This window comes from Kitasatospora sp. NPDC049285 (assembly GCF_040678815.1).
GTDB lineage: Bacteria > Actinomycetota > Actinomycetes > Streptomycetales > Streptomycetaceae > Kitasatospora.
This window is the reverse complement of sequence record NZ_JBFAQR010000031.1, coordinates 50,358-65,727: the sequence shown is the minus strand read 5'-3', so window position 1 is coordinate 65,727 and position 15,370 is coordinate 50,358. Positions and strand designations below refer to the sequence as shown.

14 protein-coding genes are annotated in these 15,370 nt (G+C 73.5%); 5 read left to right on the top strand and 9 right to left on the bottom strand.

Annotated elements, in window-relative coordinates:
* Positions 1 to 98: 98 nt before the first annotated feature.
* Positions 99 to 1,796, top strand: coding sequence for a phospho-sugar mutase (locus AB0K51_RS20680; RefSeq protein ID WP_363457372.1), 1,698 nt, complete (start codon positions 99 to 101; stop codon positions 1,794 to 1,796).
* 107 nt (positions 1,797 to 1,903) lie between these two features.
* On the top strand, positions 1,904 to 3,784 hold the full coding sequence (locus AB0K51_RS20675; RefSeq protein ID WP_363457369.1) for a DUF5107 domain-containing protein: 1,881 nt from the start codon (positions 1,904 to 1,906) through the stop codon (positions 3,782 to 3,784).
* A gap of 202 nt (positions 3,785 to 3,986) precedes the next feature.
* On the opposite strand, the gene AB0K51_RS20670 is transcribed toward AB0K51_RS20675, so the two are convergent.
* The 3 genes from AB0K51_RS20670 to AB0K51_RS20660 all read right to left on the bottom strand — a co-directional run bounded on the left by AB0K51_RS20670 (position 3,987) and on the right by AB0K51_RS20660 (position 6,325).
* Positions 3,987 to 4,664 (bottom strand): PH domain-containing protein, encoded by a 678-nt coding sequence (locus AB0K51_RS20670; protein WP_363457366.1) that lies wholly within the window; start codon positions 4,662 to 4,664, stop codon positions 3,987 to 3,989.
* A gap of 114 nt (positions 4,665 to 4,778) precedes the next feature.
* The gene (locus AB0K51_RS20665; RefSeq protein WP_363457363.1) at positions 4,779 to 5,558 is read right to left on the bottom strand and encodes an ABC transporter permease; all 780 of its coding nucleotides are present in this window, start codon (positions 5,556 to 5,558) and stop codon (positions 4,779 to 4,781) included.
* A complete protein-coding gene (locus AB0K51_RS20660) occupies positions 5,555 to 6,325 on the bottom strand; it encodes an ABC transporter ATP-binding protein (protein ID WP_363457361.1) in 771 nt (256 codons plus the stop codon). Before AB0K51_RS20660 ends, AB0K51_RS20665 begins: the two co-directional genes overlap by 4 nt.
* Before the next feature lie 70 nt (positions 6,326 to 6,395).
* Here AB0K51_RS20660 and AB0K51_RS20655 point away from each other — a divergent pair, with 70 nt between their 5' ends.
* Both AB0K51_RS20655 and metG read left to right on the top strand, forming a co-directional pair.
* Complete coding sequence (locus tag AB0K51_RS20655) at positions 6,396 to 6,899, top strand: DinB family protein (RefSeq protein WP_363457358.1); 504 nt, start codon at positions 6,396 to 6,398, stop codon at positions 6,897 to 6,899.
* A gap of 205 nt (positions 6,900 to 7,104) precedes the next feature.
* Positions 7,105 to 8,814, top strand: a complete 1,710-nt coding sequence (gene metG / locus AB0K51_RS20650) for a methionine--tRNA ligase (protein WP_363457355.1) — start codon at positions 7,105 to 7,107, stop codon at positions 8,812 to 8,814.
* Between the two features lie 7 nt (positions 8,815 to 8,821).
* On the opposite strand, the gene AB0K51_RS20645 is transcribed toward metG, so the two are convergent.
* From AB0K51_RS20645 to deoC, 4 genes are all read right to left on the bottom strand, one after another.
* A complete protein-coding gene (locus AB0K51_RS20645; RefSeq protein ID WP_363457352.1) occupies positions 8,822 to 9,409 on the bottom strand; it encodes a TetR family transcriptional regulator in 588 nt (195 codons plus the stop codon).
* 159 nt (positions 9,410 to 9,568) lie between these two features.
* Entirely contained in the window at positions 9,569 to 10,471 is a 903-nt protein-coding gene (locus tag AB0K51_RS20640) for an aldehyde dehydrogenase family protein (protein WP_363457349.1), read from the bottom strand.
* Positions 10,464 to 11,942, bottom strand: a complete 1,479-nt coding sequence (locus tag AB0K51_RS20635; protein ID WP_363457346.1) for an aldehyde dehydrogenase family protein — start codon at positions 11,940 to 11,942, stop codon at positions 10,464 to 10,466. The genes AB0K51_RS20640 and AB0K51_RS20635 overlap by 8 nt, the downstream gene beginning before the upstream one ends.
* A 5-nt stretch (positions 11,943 to 11,947) precedes the next feature.
* The gene (deoC, locus tag AB0K51_RS20630; protein WP_363457343.1) at positions 11,948 to 12,934 is read right to left on the bottom strand and encodes a deoxyribose-phosphate aldolase; all 987 of its coding nucleotides are present in this window, start codon (positions 12,932 to 12,934) and stop codon (positions 11,948 to 11,950) included.
* Positions 12,935 to 13,102: 168 nt separating this feature from the next.
* Here deoC and AB0K51_RS20625 point away from each other — a divergent pair, with 168 nt between their 5' ends.
* Positions 13,103 to 13,732 carry an ATP-binding protein gene (locus tag AB0K51_RS20625; RefSeq protein WP_363457341.1) on the top strand — a complete coding sequence of 210 codons (630 nt, stop codon included), beginning with the start codon at positions 13,103 to 13,105 and terminating at the stop codon, positions 13,730 to 13,732.
* A 7-nt stretch (positions 13,733 to 13,739) separates the two neighbouring features.
* On the opposite strand, the gene AB0K51_RS20620 is transcribed toward AB0K51_RS20625, so the two are convergent.
* The gene (locus AB0K51_RS20620; RefSeq protein WP_363457338.1) at positions 13,740 to 14,219 is read right to left on the bottom strand and encodes a DUF6328 family protein; all 480 of its coding nucleotides are present in this window, start codon (positions 14,217 to 14,219) and stop codon (positions 13,740 to 13,742) included.
* A 201-nt stretch (positions 14,220 to 14,420) separates the two neighbouring features.
* Positions 14,421 to 15,236, bottom strand: coding sequence for a SigE family RNA polymerase sigma factor (locus tag AB0K51_RS20615; protein WP_363457335.1), 816 nt, complete (start codon positions 15,234 to 15,236; stop codon positions 14,421 to 14,423).
* Between the last annotated feature and the right edge of the window lie 134 nt (positions 15,237 to 15,370).

The window sequence follows — 15,370 nt, the reverse complement described above, 5'->3', positions numbered from 1 at the left end:
CACCGCCGGCCCGCACGGAGTCGGCGGCGGCCGGACGCCCGGACGCCGCCGCACTCCCGCCTCACACCTCGTCACCACACGCACAGGGAGCAGGCCGCATGCCGAAGGCACCCACCACCGACCTCCTCGACCGGGCCCGTGCCTGGCTCGCCGAGGACCCCGACCCGGACACCCGCGAGGAGCTGGCCGCGCTGCTGGCCACCGCCGAGGGCCCCGAGGCCGAGTCCGAGGAGCGGATCGCCTGGTCCGAGCTGGCCGACCGGTTCGCCGGCCGCCTGCAGTTCGGCACCGCCGGGCTGCGCGGCGAACTCGGCGCCGGCCCGATGCGGATGAACCGGGCCGTGGTGATCCGGGCCGCCGCCGGCCTCGCCGCGTACGTGCGCAAGCACCCCGAGCTGGGCGACCTCGTGGTGATCGGCTACGACGCCCGGCACAAGTCCCACGACTTCGCCCGGGACACCGCCGCCGTGATGACCGCGGCCGGCCTGCGCGCCGCGCTGCTGCCCCACCCGCTGCCCACGCCCGTGCTGGCCTTCGCCATCCGCCACCTCGGCGCGGCGGCCGGCGTGGTGGTCACCGCCAGCCACAACCCGCCGCAGGACAACGGCTACAAGGTCTACCTGGGCGACGGCTCGCAGATCGTCCCGCCCGCCGACGGGCAGATCGCCGCCGAGATCGACGCCATCACCGCGCTGGCCGCCGTCCCGCTCGCCGCGGAGGGCTGGGAGGTGCTCGGCGAGGACGTGCTGGACGCCTACCTGGACCGCGCCGTGGGCGTCCTCGACGCCGACGGGCCGCGCGAGCTGGCCACCGTCTACACCCCGATGCACGGCGTCGGCGGGGACGTGCTGCTCGCCGCCTTCCGGCGGGCCGGCTTCCCGGCGCCCACCGTGGTCACCGAACAGGCCGAACCCGACCCGGACTTCCCGACCGTGGCGTTCCCCAACCCGGAGGAGCCGGGCGCGATGGACCTGGCGTTCGCCGCCGCCCGCGCCGCCCGCCCCGACCTGGTGATCGCCAACGACCCCGACGCCGACCGCTGCGCGGTGGCCGTCCCCACCGCCGACGGCGACTGGCGGATGCTGCGCGGCGACGAGGTCGGCGCGCTGCTCGGCGCGGCCCTCGCCGCCAAGGGGGCCACCGGCGTGTTCGCCACCACCATCGTCTCCTCCACCCTGCTCGGCAAGATCGCCGCCGCCGCGGGCCTCGGCTACGCGGAGACCCTCACCGGCTTCAAGTGGATCGCCCGCGCCGAGGGCATCCGCTACGGCTACGAGGAGGCGCTCGGCTACTGCGTCGACCCGGCCGGCGTCCGCGACAAGGACGGCGTCACCGCCGCCCTGCTGATCGCCGAACTCGCCGCCGGCCTGAAGCGCGACGGCCGCACCCTGGCCGACCTGCTGGACGACCTCGCCCTCGCGCACGGGCTGCACGCCACCGACCAGCTCTCCGTCCGGGTCGAGGACCTCGCGCTGATCGCCGACGCCATGCGCACCCTGCGCGACAAGCCGCCGACCGAGCTCGCGGGCCTGGCCGTCACCCGCGCCGACGACCTCACCGCCGGCAGCGCGGACCTGCCGCCCACCGACGGCCTGCGCTACTACCTGGCGGGCGACGCCGTCAGCTCCGCCCGCGTGGTGGTCCGCCCGTCCGGCACCGAGCCCAAGCTCAAGTGCTACCTGGAGGTCGTCCTCCCGGTCGCCGACGCCGCCGGGCTGCCCGCCGCCCGCGAGCGGGCCGCGGAGCTCCTGGCCGCCGTCAAGCGCGACCTCGGCGCCGCGGCCGGCATCGCCTGACCCGGGCACGTCCCGCGCCCGGACCCACCAGGTCCGGGCGCGGAACGTCCTAGATTTCCGCACACAAGTCCCTTCCCAACCCCCGCCGGCGGACCTACGTTCGCCGCGTGACCAGCACTCTTCACACGGACGTTCTCCGGCTCCCGGCCGCCGCGCTCCCCACCGCGAGCCCGCTGCCCCTCCTGCACGGCACCGAGGTGCACGCCCAGGCCCCCGGCGGCGACCCGGCGATGACCGCCCGGATCGCCTACGGCCAACCCGCCACCCTGCTCCCCTACACCCCGCAGGACCGCTACGACCGCGACCGCGCCGAGCGCGAACTGCCCACCGCCGTCCTGCAGAACGAGCACCTCACCGCCGTCTTCCTGCCCACCCTCGGCGGCCGGCTCTGGTCACTCGTCCAGCGCCCCACCGGCCGCGAACTCCTGCACCGCAACCCGGTCCTGCAGCCCGCCAACCTCGCCCTGCGCAACGCCTGGTTCGCCGGCGGCACGGAGTGGAACCTCGGCGCCACCGGCCACCACCCGCTCACCTGCGCCCCGCTGCACACCGCCCGCACCGAGCGGCCCGACGGCACCCCCGTCCTGCGAATGTACGAGTTCGAGCGGATGCGCCGCCTGGTCCTGCAGATCGACGCCTGGCTGCCGCCCGGCGCGGAGTACCTGCACGTCCAGATCTCGATCCACAACCCCGGCGCGGAGACCGTCCCCGCCTACTGGTGGTCCAACACCGCCGTCCCGGAACGCCCCGGCACCCGCGTCCTCGCCCCCGCCGACCACGCCTTCCACTTCGACTACGCCGCCGAACTGCAGCGCGTGCCGTTCCCCCTGCACGACGGCACCGACCGCAGCCGCCCCGCCGAACTCCCCTACGCCGCCGACTACTTCTTCGACGTCCCGGACGACCTCGACCGCCCCTGGGTGGCCGCCGTCGACCCCGACGGCACCGGCCTGCTCCAGTACTCCACCGACCGCCTGCGCGGCCGCAAACTGTTCAACTGGGGCACCGGCAGCGGCGGCCTGCGCTGGCAGGAGTGGCTCAGCGGCCCCGACTCCCGCTACCTGGAGATCCAGGCCGGCCTCGCCGCCACCCAGTTGGAGCACCTCCCGCTCCCCGCCCGCACCACCTGGACCTGGACCGAGGCCTACGGTCCGCTCCCCACCGACCCCGAACTCCCCCACCAGGACTGGCCCACCGCCGTCGCCACCCTCGACCGCCGGGTCCGCGCCCTGCCCCTCGACACCACCCCCACCCCGCCCGACGCCCCCCTCGAACCGCTCTCCCCCGGCAGCGGCTGGGCCGCCCTCGAACAGGCCGCGGGAGCCCTCCCCGCCATCCCCGGACTGCCCTTCCCCACCGGCGACCCCGAACAGGACCCCTGGCACACCCTCCTGACGGACGGTCACCTCCCCGTCCTGGACCCGCCCGCCGCCCCCGTCACCGGCGCCCACTGGCGCGAGCGCCTCGCCGACGCCACCGACTGGCACGCCCTGCACCACCTCGGCCTGCTCCACCTCGCCGCGGGCGACCCCACCGCCGCGAAGGCCGCCTGGCACCGCTCACTGGCTGCCGCCCGCACCCCCTGGACCCTCCGCAACCTCGCCGAACTCGCCCGCCTCGAAGGCGAATCCGCCCCCGCCGCGGAACTCCTCACCGAGGCCCACCGGCTGCTCCCGACCCTCCCCGAACTCACCATCGAAACCCTGGCCGCGCTCCTCGCCGCCGCCCGCCCCGCCGACGCCCTCACCCTCGTCGACGCCCTCCCCGCCGACCAGCGCCACCACGGCCGCATCCGGCTCCTCGAAGCCCGCGCCGCAACCGCCTCCGGCGACCCGGCCCGCGCTCACGCCCTCCTCACCGAAGGCATCGAGATCGCCGACCTCCGCGAAGGCGAGGACTCCCTCCACACCCTCTGGTCCACCACCCAAACCGCCCTCGGCAAGGACGAACCCCTGCCGCCGCACTACGACTTCAGGATGCACTCCTAGGCAAACGGGTCGGGAGGAACAGGGGCCCGGGGAACGGCGGGGGCGCGTGGCGGTCAGGGTGCGAGGGCGCGAAAAGGTCTGGGCGCATAGAGGTCTCCAAAGACCTACAGCCGACTTCAGACCACCAGACACTCGCCTCGCAGTTCCCCGAGCCCCTGGGTGGTGCAAGTGACCCGAGCTCCCTAAATCAGAGGCCGCTGCCTCAAATGGCCAGGATCACCGAGACCAGCGCCACCAACCCCACCAGGGTCGGGGCGATGATCCACCAGCACCAGTGGACCTCGACCTCGCCCTGGGCGCCCTTCGCGTTGGCATTCCGCTCGGCCATCTGCTGCAGCGACTCCACCACCGCGTCGGACCACGCGCGGGTGGGGTCGAGTTCACCGGGTCGCGGGGTGCGGGGCGTGCTCGGGGTGATGCTGAAGCGGGACGGCTTCGGGTCACCTGCGGCTGCGGCGCGAGCCGCCCTCGCGGTGGCCTTCTTGCGCTGGCGCAGCGACACCGGGACGGCCCAGATCTGGTACTTCTTGCCGGCGGCGAAGAGTTCGACCGAGTAGCCGGCCCGCAGTCCCTCGACGGCGCCCCAGGGGGCGATGACGGTCCGCAGGGGGTTGCGGACCAGCAGGCGGCGGTCGTTGGCGCGGACCACCGGTCGCAGCGTGTAGGCGGCCACGGGGAAGCCGAAGACGGGGGCGGCGGCGAGTGCGACCCAGGGGGTGGGGCCGCTGCCGGACACCACGGCGTCGCCGATCAGCCAGGCGGCGACGGCGAGCAGCATGACGCCGGAGATGATGCCGGGCACGGAACGGTAGACGCGGTCGGCGTACACCGGGTCGTCGGCGGCGGGGCCCTGGTCGGGCGTCCGGTCGGATTCGGTCATGCCGTCGATTCTGCCCCAGCGCCCTCACCGGCCCCAACGGCGACCCGGGCACGGGACGGTCACGAATCGTCCCGTGCCCGGGGGCCGGTGAGCGGGGCTGCGCGGCCCGCAGGCCTATGCGGTGCGGCGGCGCAGCGTGGCGGCGCCGAGGGCGAGGGCGAGCAGGGCGCAGCCGGCCACCACGGCGAGGTCGGCGATCACCCGGCCGCCGGCACCGCTCTGCGCGGTGATCCGGCTCATCGCGTCGACCGCGTAGGAGAGCGGGAGGACGTCGGAGATCCAGTGCAGCACCGGGGCCATCGCGCCCCGGGGGACGAAGAGCCCGCAGAGCAGGAGTTGGGGCAGCAGGACGGCGGGCAGGAACTGGACGGCCTGGAACTCGGTGGCGGCGAAGGCGGAGACCAGCAGGCCGAGGGCCATGCCGAGCAGGCCGTCGGCGACCGCGACGGCGAACAGCAGCCAGGTGGGTCCGGCGACGTCGAGGCCGAGCACCCCGATGGTCAGCACCGAGGCGAGGGCGGCCTGGAGCAGGGCGACGACGCCGAAGGCGAGGGCGTAGCCGAGCAGCAGGTCGAGCTTGCCGAGCGGCATGGTGAGCAGCCGCTCCAGGGTGCCGCTGGTGCGTTCGCGGAGCATCGCGACCGAGGTGACCAGGAACATCACGACCAGCGGGAAGATGCCGAGGAGTTCGGGGCCGATCCGGTTGAAGGTGGCCGGCTGGTCGTCGTACATGTACTTGAGCAGGACGAGCAGCAGGCAGGGGACCAGCAGCAGCATCGCGACGGTGCGCGGGTCGTGGCGGAGCTGGGCGAGCACCCGGCCGGCGGTGGCGAGGGTGCGGCGGGTCGCGGCGGCGGCCGGCGAGGGGGCGGGCAGCGGGGCGGCGGTGGTCATCTCGTGGTCTCCGTGGTCTCCTCGGCGGGCTGCCCGGGGCTGCGGACCAGGGCGAGGAAGGCGCTGTCGACGTCGGGGGCGCCGGTGGTGGCGAGCAGCCCGGCGGGGGTGTCGTGGGCGAGCAGCCGGCCGTCGCGCATCAGCAGGAGGAGGTCGCAGCGGGTGGCCTCGTCCATCACGTGGCTGGAGACCAGCAGGGTGGTGCCGGCGTCGGCGAGCGAGCGGAACAACTGCCACAGCTCCTGGCGGAGCACCGGGTCGAGGCCGACGGTGGGCTCGTCGAGGACCAGCAGTTCGGGGTGGCCGAGCAGCGCTGCGGCGAGCGAGACCCGGGCGCGCTGGCCACCGGAGAGCCGGGCGACGGGGGTGCGCCGGTGGGCGTCCAGGCCGACCTGGTGGATCACCCGGTCCGGGTCGCCCTTCGGGGCGCCGAGGACGGCGGCGAAGTAGTCGAGGTTCTCACCGACCGTCAGGTCGCCGTACACGGACGGGGCCTGGGTGACGTAGCCGACCCGGTTGCGCAGGGCGGCGCTGCCCGCGGGCTGCCCGAGGACGGTGACGGTGCCGCCCGCGGTCCGCTGCACGCCGACCACGCTGCGCAGCAGGGTGGTCTTGCCGCATCCGCTGGGGCCGAGCAGGCCGGTGACGGTGCCACGGGCGACCTCCAGGTCGAGGCCGGGCAGCACGGTGTGGTCGCCGCGGCGCACCACCAGTCGCTCGATGCGGATCGCGGGGTCGCCGGACGGCCCCGCCAAAGAATTCATCATGTGATGATTTTTGCGCCGCGGCCCGGCGGCCGTCAAGCTCCGTGCGGCGGATCCCCGCTACCGTGCTCGCATGACCGCGACCACGCGCACCGACACCCGCCCGCCCGTGCTCGACGAGGGCGAGCGGGAGACCCTGCTGTCGTTCCTGCGCTACCTGCGCGAGGCGGTGATCGGCAAGGCCCTGGGCCTGGCCGGCGAGCAGGCCCGCACCCCCGGCGTCCCGTCCGGCACCAGCCTGCTCGGCCTGGTCCGGCACCTGGCCGTCGCCGAGACCTACTGGTTCGAGGAGATCTACGCGGGCCTCGACGTCGGCGCGCTGGACTTCTCGATGGACCTGGCCGCCGGGGACACCGAGGAGTCCGTGGTCGCCGCCTACCGGGAGGCCGCCCGCCGGTCGGACGCGATCATCGCCGCGGCCGCCTCGGTCACCGCCCCCGCCGCCCGCGCCACCGGCCCGACCACGCAGCCCCGTTCGCTGCGCTGGATCCTGGTGCACATGATCGAGGAGACCGCCCGGCACGCCGGCCACGCCGACATCCTGCGCGAGCGGATCGACGGCGCCACCGGCCGCTGACGCCGCGTCAGCCGGGCGCCGCCGTGGCTTGACAGCGCCCGGATATGCGGTACGGCCACCGCGGCCCGGTTCGGTACGATTGCGGCGGCCGGCGGCACCGGAAGGGCCCGGCCCGCCGCTCGTCCCGAAGACGACCCGGCCCCTCGACACCCGCCCGCGGGCATCCCATACGGTGCTCGCCGGAGAGCATGGGAGCATCCCAGAGATGACTCGACAGTTGATCACCAGCGCGCTTCCCTACATCAACGGGATCAAGCACCTGGGCAACATGGTCGGGTCGATGCTCCCGGCGGACGTGTACGCGCGCTACCTGCGCCAGCGCGGCCACGAGGTGCTGTACATCTGCGCCACCGACGAGCACGGCACCCCGGCCGAGCTGGCCGCGCAGGAGGCCGGGCTGCCGGTCGCCGAGTTCTGCGCCCGGGCGCACGAGCAGCAGCGGGCGGTCTACGAGGGCTTCCGGCTCTCCTTCGACTACTTCGGCCGCTCCTCCTCGCCGCAGAACCGGGAGATCACCCAGGAGATCGCCCGCGAGCTGCAGGCCAACGGCTTCATCGAGGAGCGGGCGATCCGTCAGGTGTACTCGATCGCCGACGGCCGCTTCCTGCCGGACCGCTACATCGTCGGCACCTGCCCGCACTGCGGGTACGACAAGGCCCGCGGCGACCAGTGCGAGAACTGCACCCGCGTCCTCGACCCGACCGACCTGCTGGAGCCGCGCTCGGCGATCAGCGGCAGCGCGGACCTGGAGGTGCGGGAGACCAAGCACCTGTTCCTGCTGCAGTCGAAGCTGACCGGCGAGGTCGAGGCCTGGATCGCCGCGAACGGCGACAACTGGCCGGTGCTGGCCTCCTCGATCGCCCGCAAGTGGCTCACCGAGGGCCTGCAGGACCGCGCGATCACCCGCGACCTGGAGTGGGGCGTCCCCGTCCCGGCCGACGTGTGGCCCGAGCTGGCCGCCGAGGGCAAGGTGTTCTACGTCTGGTTCGACGCGCCGATCGAGTACATCGGCGCCACCAAGGAGTGGGCGGACGCCACCGGCGGGGACTGGAAGTCCTGGTGGTACGAGGCGGACGACACCGTCCGCTACACCGAGTTCATGGCCAAGGACAACGTCCCGTTCCACACCGTGATGTTCCCGGCCACCCTGCTCGGCTCGCGCCGGCCGTGGAAGAAGGTCGACTACGTCAAGGCCTTCAACTGGCTGACGTACTACGGCGGCAAGTTCTCCACCAGCCAGAAGCGCGGCATCTTCACCGACGTCGCCCTGGAGCTGCTGCCCGCCGACTACTGGCGCTACTACCTGATGGCCAGCGCCCCCGAGTCCGACGACTCCAGCTTCACCTGGGACCTGTTCGCGTCCACCGTCAACAAGGACCTGGCCGACACCCTCGGCAACTTCGTCAACCGGGTGCTCTCGTTCAGCCGCAAGCGCTTCGGCGACGAGGTCCCGGCGGGCCCGGAGGCCGGCGAGGCGGAGCTCCAGCTCGGCGCCCAGATCGGCGAGCTGCTCGCCGAGTACGAGACCCAGCTGGACGCGCTGAACTTCCGCAAGGCCGCGCAGGCGCTGCGCGCGCTCTGGTCGGCCGGCAACGCGTACCTCGACGTGACCGCCCCGTGGACGCAGATCAAGACCGACCCGGAGGCCGCGGCGCGCACCCTGCGCACCGCGATCAACCTGATCCACCTCTACGCGGTGGTGTCCGAGCCGTTCATCCCGGCCGCCGCGCAGGCGATCCGGGAGTCCTTCACCCTCGACGGCGACACCCGCACCTGGGTGAGCGCCGACGAGGCCCGGGCTCTGCAGCTCGTCCCGGCCGGCACCCCGTTCACCGTCCCGCCGGTGCTCTTCGCCAAGATCACCGACGAGGACCTGGCCTCCTGGACCGAGCGCTTCGGCGGCGGCGAGGCCTGATCACCCGTCAGCCCGTCAGGTACCCCTGGATGGTGCGGCCCAGCAGTGGGACCAGCGCCTCCGGGGGTGCCGAGGCGAGGGGTTCGACGGCGATCACGTAGCGGGCCATGGCCAGCCCGACGATCTGCGACATCACCAGTTCGACCCGCAGCTCGGGCTGGTCGACCTCCAGCAGGTCGGCGACCCGGTCGACCAGTTCGGTCACCATGAAGCCGCGCATCAGCGCCGCGACCTCCTCGCTGCCGGCCGCGGTGCGCACCAGCGCCAGCAGCCGGTCGCGGACCGTCGGCTCCTCCCACAGCCCGAGCACGAAGCCGGCCACCCGCTCGCCGATGCCCGCCAGATCCCCGGCGAAGACCTGCTCCACCACCGCGCGCGGATCGAGCGGGAACTCCAGCGCGGCCATGAACAGCCGGTCCTTGCTGCCGAAGTAGTGGTGCAGCAGCGCCGCGTCCACCCCGGCCGAGCGGGCGATCGCCCGCATGCTCGCCTTCTGGTACCCGTGCTGCGCGAACTCCGCCCGCGCCGCCGCCAGCACCGCTCCCCGGGTGTCCTCACCCCCGGGCCGCCGCCCCCGCGTCTTCGTGCCAGTCATCCCGCCATTGTCCCCGAACCCGCTCGGGCGCCCCGCCCGGGCATGAGGACGGGCCCGCACCAGGGGGGGAGAAGTGCGGGCCCGTCGGCGGCCGTCCGCCCCCGGGGGGGGTAGGGGCGTGGGGACGGCCGGTCTGTGTGGAGTTGAACGGTCCGGGGGCTAGATGCCCATCGGGTGCCAGACCGTCTTGGTCTCCAGGAAGGAGAGCAGTCGCCCGGTGCCGGGCGCGGCCGTCCAGTCCTCGGCGGACGGGTCGGCGGCCGGTCGGACCACTCGCTTCAGCGTATCCGCCGCGGCCTGTTCCAGGGCCGCCGCCGCGCCGGGGCCTTCGGGGTCGATCGCCCCGGCGAGGTCCAGTGCGTTGACGTCCTGGTGCGAGGCGAGGGTGGGCGCGATGTCCGCGGTGCGGCCGGAGATCAGGTTGACCACGCCGCCGGGCAGGTCGGAGGTGGCGAGCACCTCGCCGAGCGAGAGCGCGGGCAGCGGCGCGTGCTCGGCGGCCGCGACCACCACGGTGTTGCCGGTGGCGATCGCCGGGGCGATCACCGAGACCAGGCCGAGCAGCGAGAAGCCCGCTCCGGTGCGCGGCGCGACGATGCCGACCACGCCGGTCGGCTCCGGGGTGGACAGGTTGAAGAACGGCCCGGCCACCGGGTTGGCACCGCCCGCGATCTGGGCGACCTTGTCGGTCCAGCCCGCGTACCAGACCCAGCGGTCGATCGCCGCGTCCACCAGCGCCGCCGCCTTCTTGACGCCGACGCCCTCGCCGGCCGCCACCTCGGCGACGAACTGCTCGCGCCGGCCCTGCAGCATCTCGGCGACCCGGTACAGCACCTGGCCGCGGTTGTACGCGGTGGCGCCGGACCAGCCCTTGACCGCCGCGCGCGCGGCCAGGACGGCGTCCCGGGTGTCCTTGCGGGTGCCGAGCGGGGCGTTGGCCAGCCACTGGCCCTTTGCGTCGGTCACCTCGTACACCCGCCCGCTCTCGGAGCGCGGGAACTTCCCGCCGACGTACAGCTTGTAGGTCTTGAAGACATCAAGACGCAGTGCCACATCAGACATCGAGGTAGGCCTCCAGACCGTGGCGGCCACCCTCGCGGCCGTAGCCCGACTCCTTGTAACCGCCGAACGGCGAGGTCGGGTCGAACTTGTTGAAGGTGTTCGCCCAGACCACGCCGGCCTTGAGCCGGTTCGCGGTCCAGAGGATGCGCGAGCCCTTCTCCGTCCAGATGCCGGCCGACAGCCCGTACGGGGTGTTGTTGGCCTTCTCGACCGCCTCGGCGGGGGTACGGAAGGTGAGCACCGACAGCACCGGGCCGAAGATCTCCTCGCGGGCGATCCGGTGGGCCTGCGAGACGCCGGTGAACAGCGTCGGGCGGAACCAGTAGCCCGCGCCGGGCAGGTCGCACGCGGGCGCCCAGCGCTCGGCGCCCTCCTGCTCGCCCGCGGCGGCCAGCTCGGTGATCCGGGCCAGCTGCTCGGCCGAGTTGATCGCGCCGATGTCGGTGTTCTTGTCCAGCGGGTCGCCGACCCGCAGGGTGCCCATCCGGCGCTTGAGCGCGTCCAGCAGCTCGTCCTGGATCGACTCCTGCACCAGCAGGCGGGAGCCCGCGCAGCAGACGTGGCCCTGGTTGAAGAAGATGCCGTTGACGATGCCCTCGACCGCCTGGTCGAGGGGCGCGTCGTCGAAGACGATGTTGGCGGCCTTGCCGCCGAGCTCCAGCGAGAGCTTCTTGCGGGTGCCGGCCAGCTGCTTGGCGATGGCCCGGCCGACCGGGGTGGAGCCGGTGAAGGCGACCTTGTTGACGTCCGGGTGGGCGGTCAGCGCGGCGCCGGTGCGGCCGTCGCCGGTGACGATGTTCACCACGCCCTTGGGCAGACCGGCCTGCCGGCAGATCTCGGCGAACCGCAGCGCGGTCAGCGGGGTGGTCTCGGCCGGCTTGAGCACCACGGTGTTGCCGGTGGCCAGCGCCGGGGCGATCTTCCAGGCCAGCATCAGCAGCGGGAAGTTCCACGGGATGACCTGGCCGGCCACGCCCAGCGGCTTCGGGTTGCCCCCGAAGCCGGCGTAGTCGAGCTTGTCGGCCCAGCCCGCGTAGTAGAAGAAGTGCGCGGCGACCAGCGGCAGGTCGACGTCGCGGGTCTCCCGGATCGGCTTGCCGTTGTCGATCGACTCCAGCACCGCCAGCTCGCGCGAGCGCTCCTGGATGATCCGGGCGATCCGGAACAGGTACTTGGCGCGCTCGCTGCCCGGCAGCGCCGACCAGTCGGCGAACGCCCGGCGGGCCGCGGCGACGGCGCGGTCGACGTCCTCGTCGGTGCCCTGGGCGAACTCCGCCAGCACCTGCTCGGTGGCCGGGTTGACGGTCTTCAGCGCCTCCGAGCCGGAGGAGTCGACGAACTCGCCGCCGATGAAGTGCCCGTAGCTGGTCGCGATCTCACCCGCGGCGGCCGGGGACTCCGGCGCCGGGGCGTACTCGAACAGGCCGGACGCCTTGGCCGGCTGCTCTTCGGTCTTCTTGGTCTTCGCCATCGTCCTCAGTCCACCGTCACGTAGTCGGGACCGGAGTACCGGCCGGTGCGCAGCTTCTGACGCTGCATCAGCAGGTCGTTCAGCAGGCTGGAGGCGCCGAACCGGAACCACTCGGGGCTCAGCCAGTCGTCGCCCAGGGTCTCGTTCACCATCACCAGGTACTTCATCGCGTCCTTGGTGGTGCGGATGCCGCCCGCGGGCTTCACGCCGACCTGGGTGCCGGTGGCCGCGCGGAAGTCTCGCACCGCCTCCAGCATCAGCAGGGTGACCGGCGGGGTGGCGTTGACCGCGACCTTGCCGGTGGAGGTCTTGATGAAGTCCGCGCCCGCGATCATCGCCAGCCAGGAGGCCCGGCGGACGTTGTCGTAGGTCTGCAGCTCGCCGGTCTCGAAGATCACCTTCAGGTGGGCGGCGGTGCCGTCCGGGCGCCTGCACGCCTCCTTGACCGCGGCGATCTCCTCGAAGACCTCCAGGTAGCGGCCGGAGAGGAAGGCCCCCCGGTCGATCACCATGTCGATCTCGTCGGCGCCGGCCGCGACCGCCTCGGCGGTGTCGGCCAGCTTCACCGGCATGCCGGCGCGGCCGGACGGGAACGCGGTGGCCACCGAGGCGACCTGGACCCGGCTGCCGCGCAGCGCGTCCTTGGCGGTGGCGACCATGTCCGGATAGACGCAGATCGCCGCGACCTGCGGGGTGGTGCGGTCGCCGGGGTCGGGGCTCAGGCCCTTCGCGCACAGCGAGCGGACCTTGCCGACCGTGTCCGCGCCCTCCAGCGTGGTCAGGTCGATCATCGAGATGGCCAGGTCGACGGCGAACGCCTTGGCGGTCGTCTTGATCGAGCGGGTGCCGAGGGACGCCGCCCGCGACTCCAGGCCGACCTGGTCGACGCCGGGCAGGCCGTGCAGGAAGCGGCGCAAGGTGGCCTCGGACGCCGCGACGTCCGTGAGACCGCTGCCCGCTGCACCGGGGGCATTGGCTGCAAGAGTGGACATAGTCACCAGACCAGCATATCTACGCGCGTAGGAGGATGGTAGGCGGGACGGGAGTTCGATGCGCGACCGAGATGTGCCGCGCTCCGCGCGCCCCCGGGTGTGGGCCCCGTCACGGCGGCGGACCGCGGGGTTCCGACCCGCCCGCAGGATGCGTCAGACTGGTGTCTCGTGAGTGACTCCCCGCTGAACCGTCGCCCGGTATCCCGCGTCATCCTGCTGTCGGGTCCCTCGGGCTCCGGGAAGTCCTCGCTGGCCGAGCGCAGCGGCCTGCCCGTGCTGCAGCTCGACGACTTCTACAAGGACGGGGACGACCCGACCCTGCCGCAGCTGCCGGACGACGGCGGCACCGACTGGGACTCCCCGCTCTCCTGGCACCGCGAACAGGCGCTCGCCGCGATCCGCGCGCTGGCCGGCGGCGGCACCACCGACGTGCCGGTCTACTCGATCCCCGACAACGGCCGGATCGGCAGCCGCCCGCTCGGCCTGGACGGCGCCCCCGCGTTCGTCGCCGAGGGCATCTTCGCCGCCGAGCTGGCCCGCCAGTGCGCGGCCGAGGGCCTGCTGGGCGACGCCCTGTGCCTGCGCAACCGGCCCTCCACCACCGCCTGGCGGCGCTTTCGCCGGGACGTCCGCGAGGGCCGCAAGTCCGTCCCGTACCTGGTCCGCCGCGGCTGGCGGCTGATGCGCGCCGAGCGCGGCATCGTCGCCCGGCAGGTCGAACTCGGCTCCTACGCCTGCTCCGGACTGGAGGCCGGCCGCCGGATCGCCTCGCTCGCCCGCCACCCCGAGTACGTCTGACGCCGGCTCACTCCTCGGTCAGGCCACGGCGTACCGCCCACGGCAGCACGAACCACAGGCCGGTGAAGACCAGCGCGACCACCGCGGTGATCGGGATCGCCGCCGCCGCGCCGAGCACCACCGTCAGCACCAGCAGCACCGCGCCGGACAGCGCCGTCGCCAGCAGCACCAGGCCGACCTGCGCGATCCGGGCGGAGACCCGCACGATCCGGACCCGGTCGGGGTGGTGGAACAGTCCGCGGTGCAGCGCGACCGGGGTGGCCAGCACCGCCGCGGCGATCACCGCGAGCAGCAGCACCACGACGTACAGGTCCTGCTCGGAGTCGTGCAGCTCGGCGAAGCGCGGGGTGAACGCGACGCCGAGCAGGAAGGCGAAGACGATCTGCACGCCGGTCTGCAGCACCCGCAGTTCCTGCAGCAGCTCGATCAGCCGCCGGTCGGCCCGGGCCTGCGGGCTCTCGGCGGGAGGGGTGGGGGCGGCGTCCATCGGGTCATTGTCACCGCGGCGTGCCCCACCGGAGGAACGACGCGGCGGGCCCCGGTGCTTCTCCCCCGCACCGGGGCCCGCCTCGTCAGGGCTGAGGGACCTCCCCCCGGCCGCCGCTCCCCCGAGCGCGCCGTCGTCCCACCGCCCCCCTTCACCCGTCCCCCGACGGGAGTTTCCGGGGTGTCAGTTCCTGATCGTCCGTCAGGCGACCAGCTCGCCGAAGGCGTGCACGGTGTCGCCCGAGCGGTTGAGCTGCTCGTCCTCGCGCATCCGGCGCAGCGCGCGCCAGATGGAGCTCTTCACGGTGCCGACGCTGATGCCCAGGATGTCGGCGATCTCCGGGTCGGTGCGGCCTTCGTAGTAGCGCAGCACCAGCATGGTGCGCTGGTTCTCCGGGAGCTTGGCCAGCGCCTGCCAGAGCACGGCGCGCAGCTCGGTGCCGCCCATCGCGTCGGTGTCGCCGGCGTACTCCGGCAGCTCCTCGGTCGGGTACTCGTTGACCTTGCGGCGCCGCCAGGCGGAGATGTGCAGGTTGGTCATGGTGCGGCGGAGGTAGCCGCCCACCGCGGCCTTGTCGGTGATCCGGCCCCACGCCCGGTAGGTGGAGAACAGCGCGCTCTGCAGCAGGTCCTCCGCCTCGTAGCGGTCGCCGGTCAGGTGGTAGGCGGTGGCGTACAGGGAGGCGCGGCGCTCGCGCACGTACGCGGTGAACTCGGCGATGTCGCTCGCCTCGTCGGCCGCGGCGGCCGGGTGCTCCCCCTGCACGCCTCCCTGGTCGCCCTGCTCCCCCCGGAAGGTCTGCGGAGCGATCCGCAGCACCCGTCCCGCGGCCGGGCTCCCCACCCGGCCGTGTGCCTCCCCGCCCCTGGTGGCCCCCGCCACCGGGCGGCGGGTTCCGGCGCTGTGTGCGCACCCCCGTACGATCACGGCGCCGGAGCTCTCCTCCTCGCAGTTCGGCCGGTTGGTGCCCAGGACGGCACGCGGCCCCGTGGTGCGGGTCGTCAGCGTTGCGGTCATCGGGCACCCCCATGGTCGGTACGAGTGGTTCCTTGCGTGTGCCGCAACACCGGCGTTGAGCTGGTGCGTCCTTACGCGGCGACAAGGAAAATCCTGCCCGGCGCTCGTCATGGCGGTGTCCGTCGACTGTCACA

Excerpts from the sequence above, each read along its gene's own strand:
- AB0K51_RS20620 (WP_363457338.1), bottom strand. The coding sequence starts at position 14,219 with ATGGACGCCGCCCCCACCCCTCCCGCCGAGAGCCCGCAGGCCCGGGCC.
- AB0K51_RS20670 (WP_363457366.1), bottom strand. The coding sequence starts at position 4,664 with ATGACCGAATCCGACCGGACGCCCGACCAGGGCCCCGCCGCCGACGAC.
- AB0K51_RS20680 (WP_363457372.1), top strand. The coding sequence starts at position 99 with ATGCCGAAGGCACCCACCACCGACCTCCTCGACCGGGCCCGTGCCTGG.
- AB0K51_RS20635 (WP_363457346.1), bottom strand. The coding sequence starts at position 11,942 with ATGGCGAAGACCAAGAAGACCGAAGAGCAGCCGGCCAAGGCGTCCGGC.
- AB0K51_RS20665 (WP_363457363.1), bottom strand. The coding sequence starts at position 5,558 with ATGACCACCGCCGCCCCGCTGCCCGCCCCCTCGCCGGCCGCCGCCGCG.
- deoC (WP_363457343.1), bottom strand. The coding sequence starts at position 12,934 with ATGTCCACTCTTGCAGCCAATGCCCCCGGTGCAGCGGGCAGCGGTCTC.
- AB0K51_RS20655 (WP_363457358.1), top strand. The coding sequence starts at position 6,396 with ATGACCGCGACCACGCGCACCGACACCCGCCCGCCCGTGCTCGACGAG.
- AB0K51_RS20615 (WP_363457335.1), bottom strand. The coding sequence starts at position 15,236 with ATGACCGCAACGCTGACGACCCGCACCACGGGGCCGCGTGCCGTCCTG.
- AB0K51_RS20660 (WP_363457361.1), bottom strand. The coding sequence starts at position 6,325 with ATGATGAATTCTTTGGCGGGGCCGTCCGGCGACCCCGCGATCCGCATC.
- AB0K51_RS20645 (WP_363457352.1), bottom strand. The coding sequence starts at position 9,409 with ATGACTGGCACGAAGACGCGGGGGCGGCGGCCCGGGGGTGAGGACACC.
- AB0K51_RS20640 (WP_363457349.1), bottom strand. The coding sequence starts at position 10,471 with ATGTCTGATGTGGCACTGCGTCTTGATGTCTTCAAGACCTACAAGCTG.
- metG (WP_363457355.1), top strand. The coding sequence starts at position 7,105 with ATGACTCGACAGTTGATCACCAGCGCGCTTCCCTACATCAACGGGATC.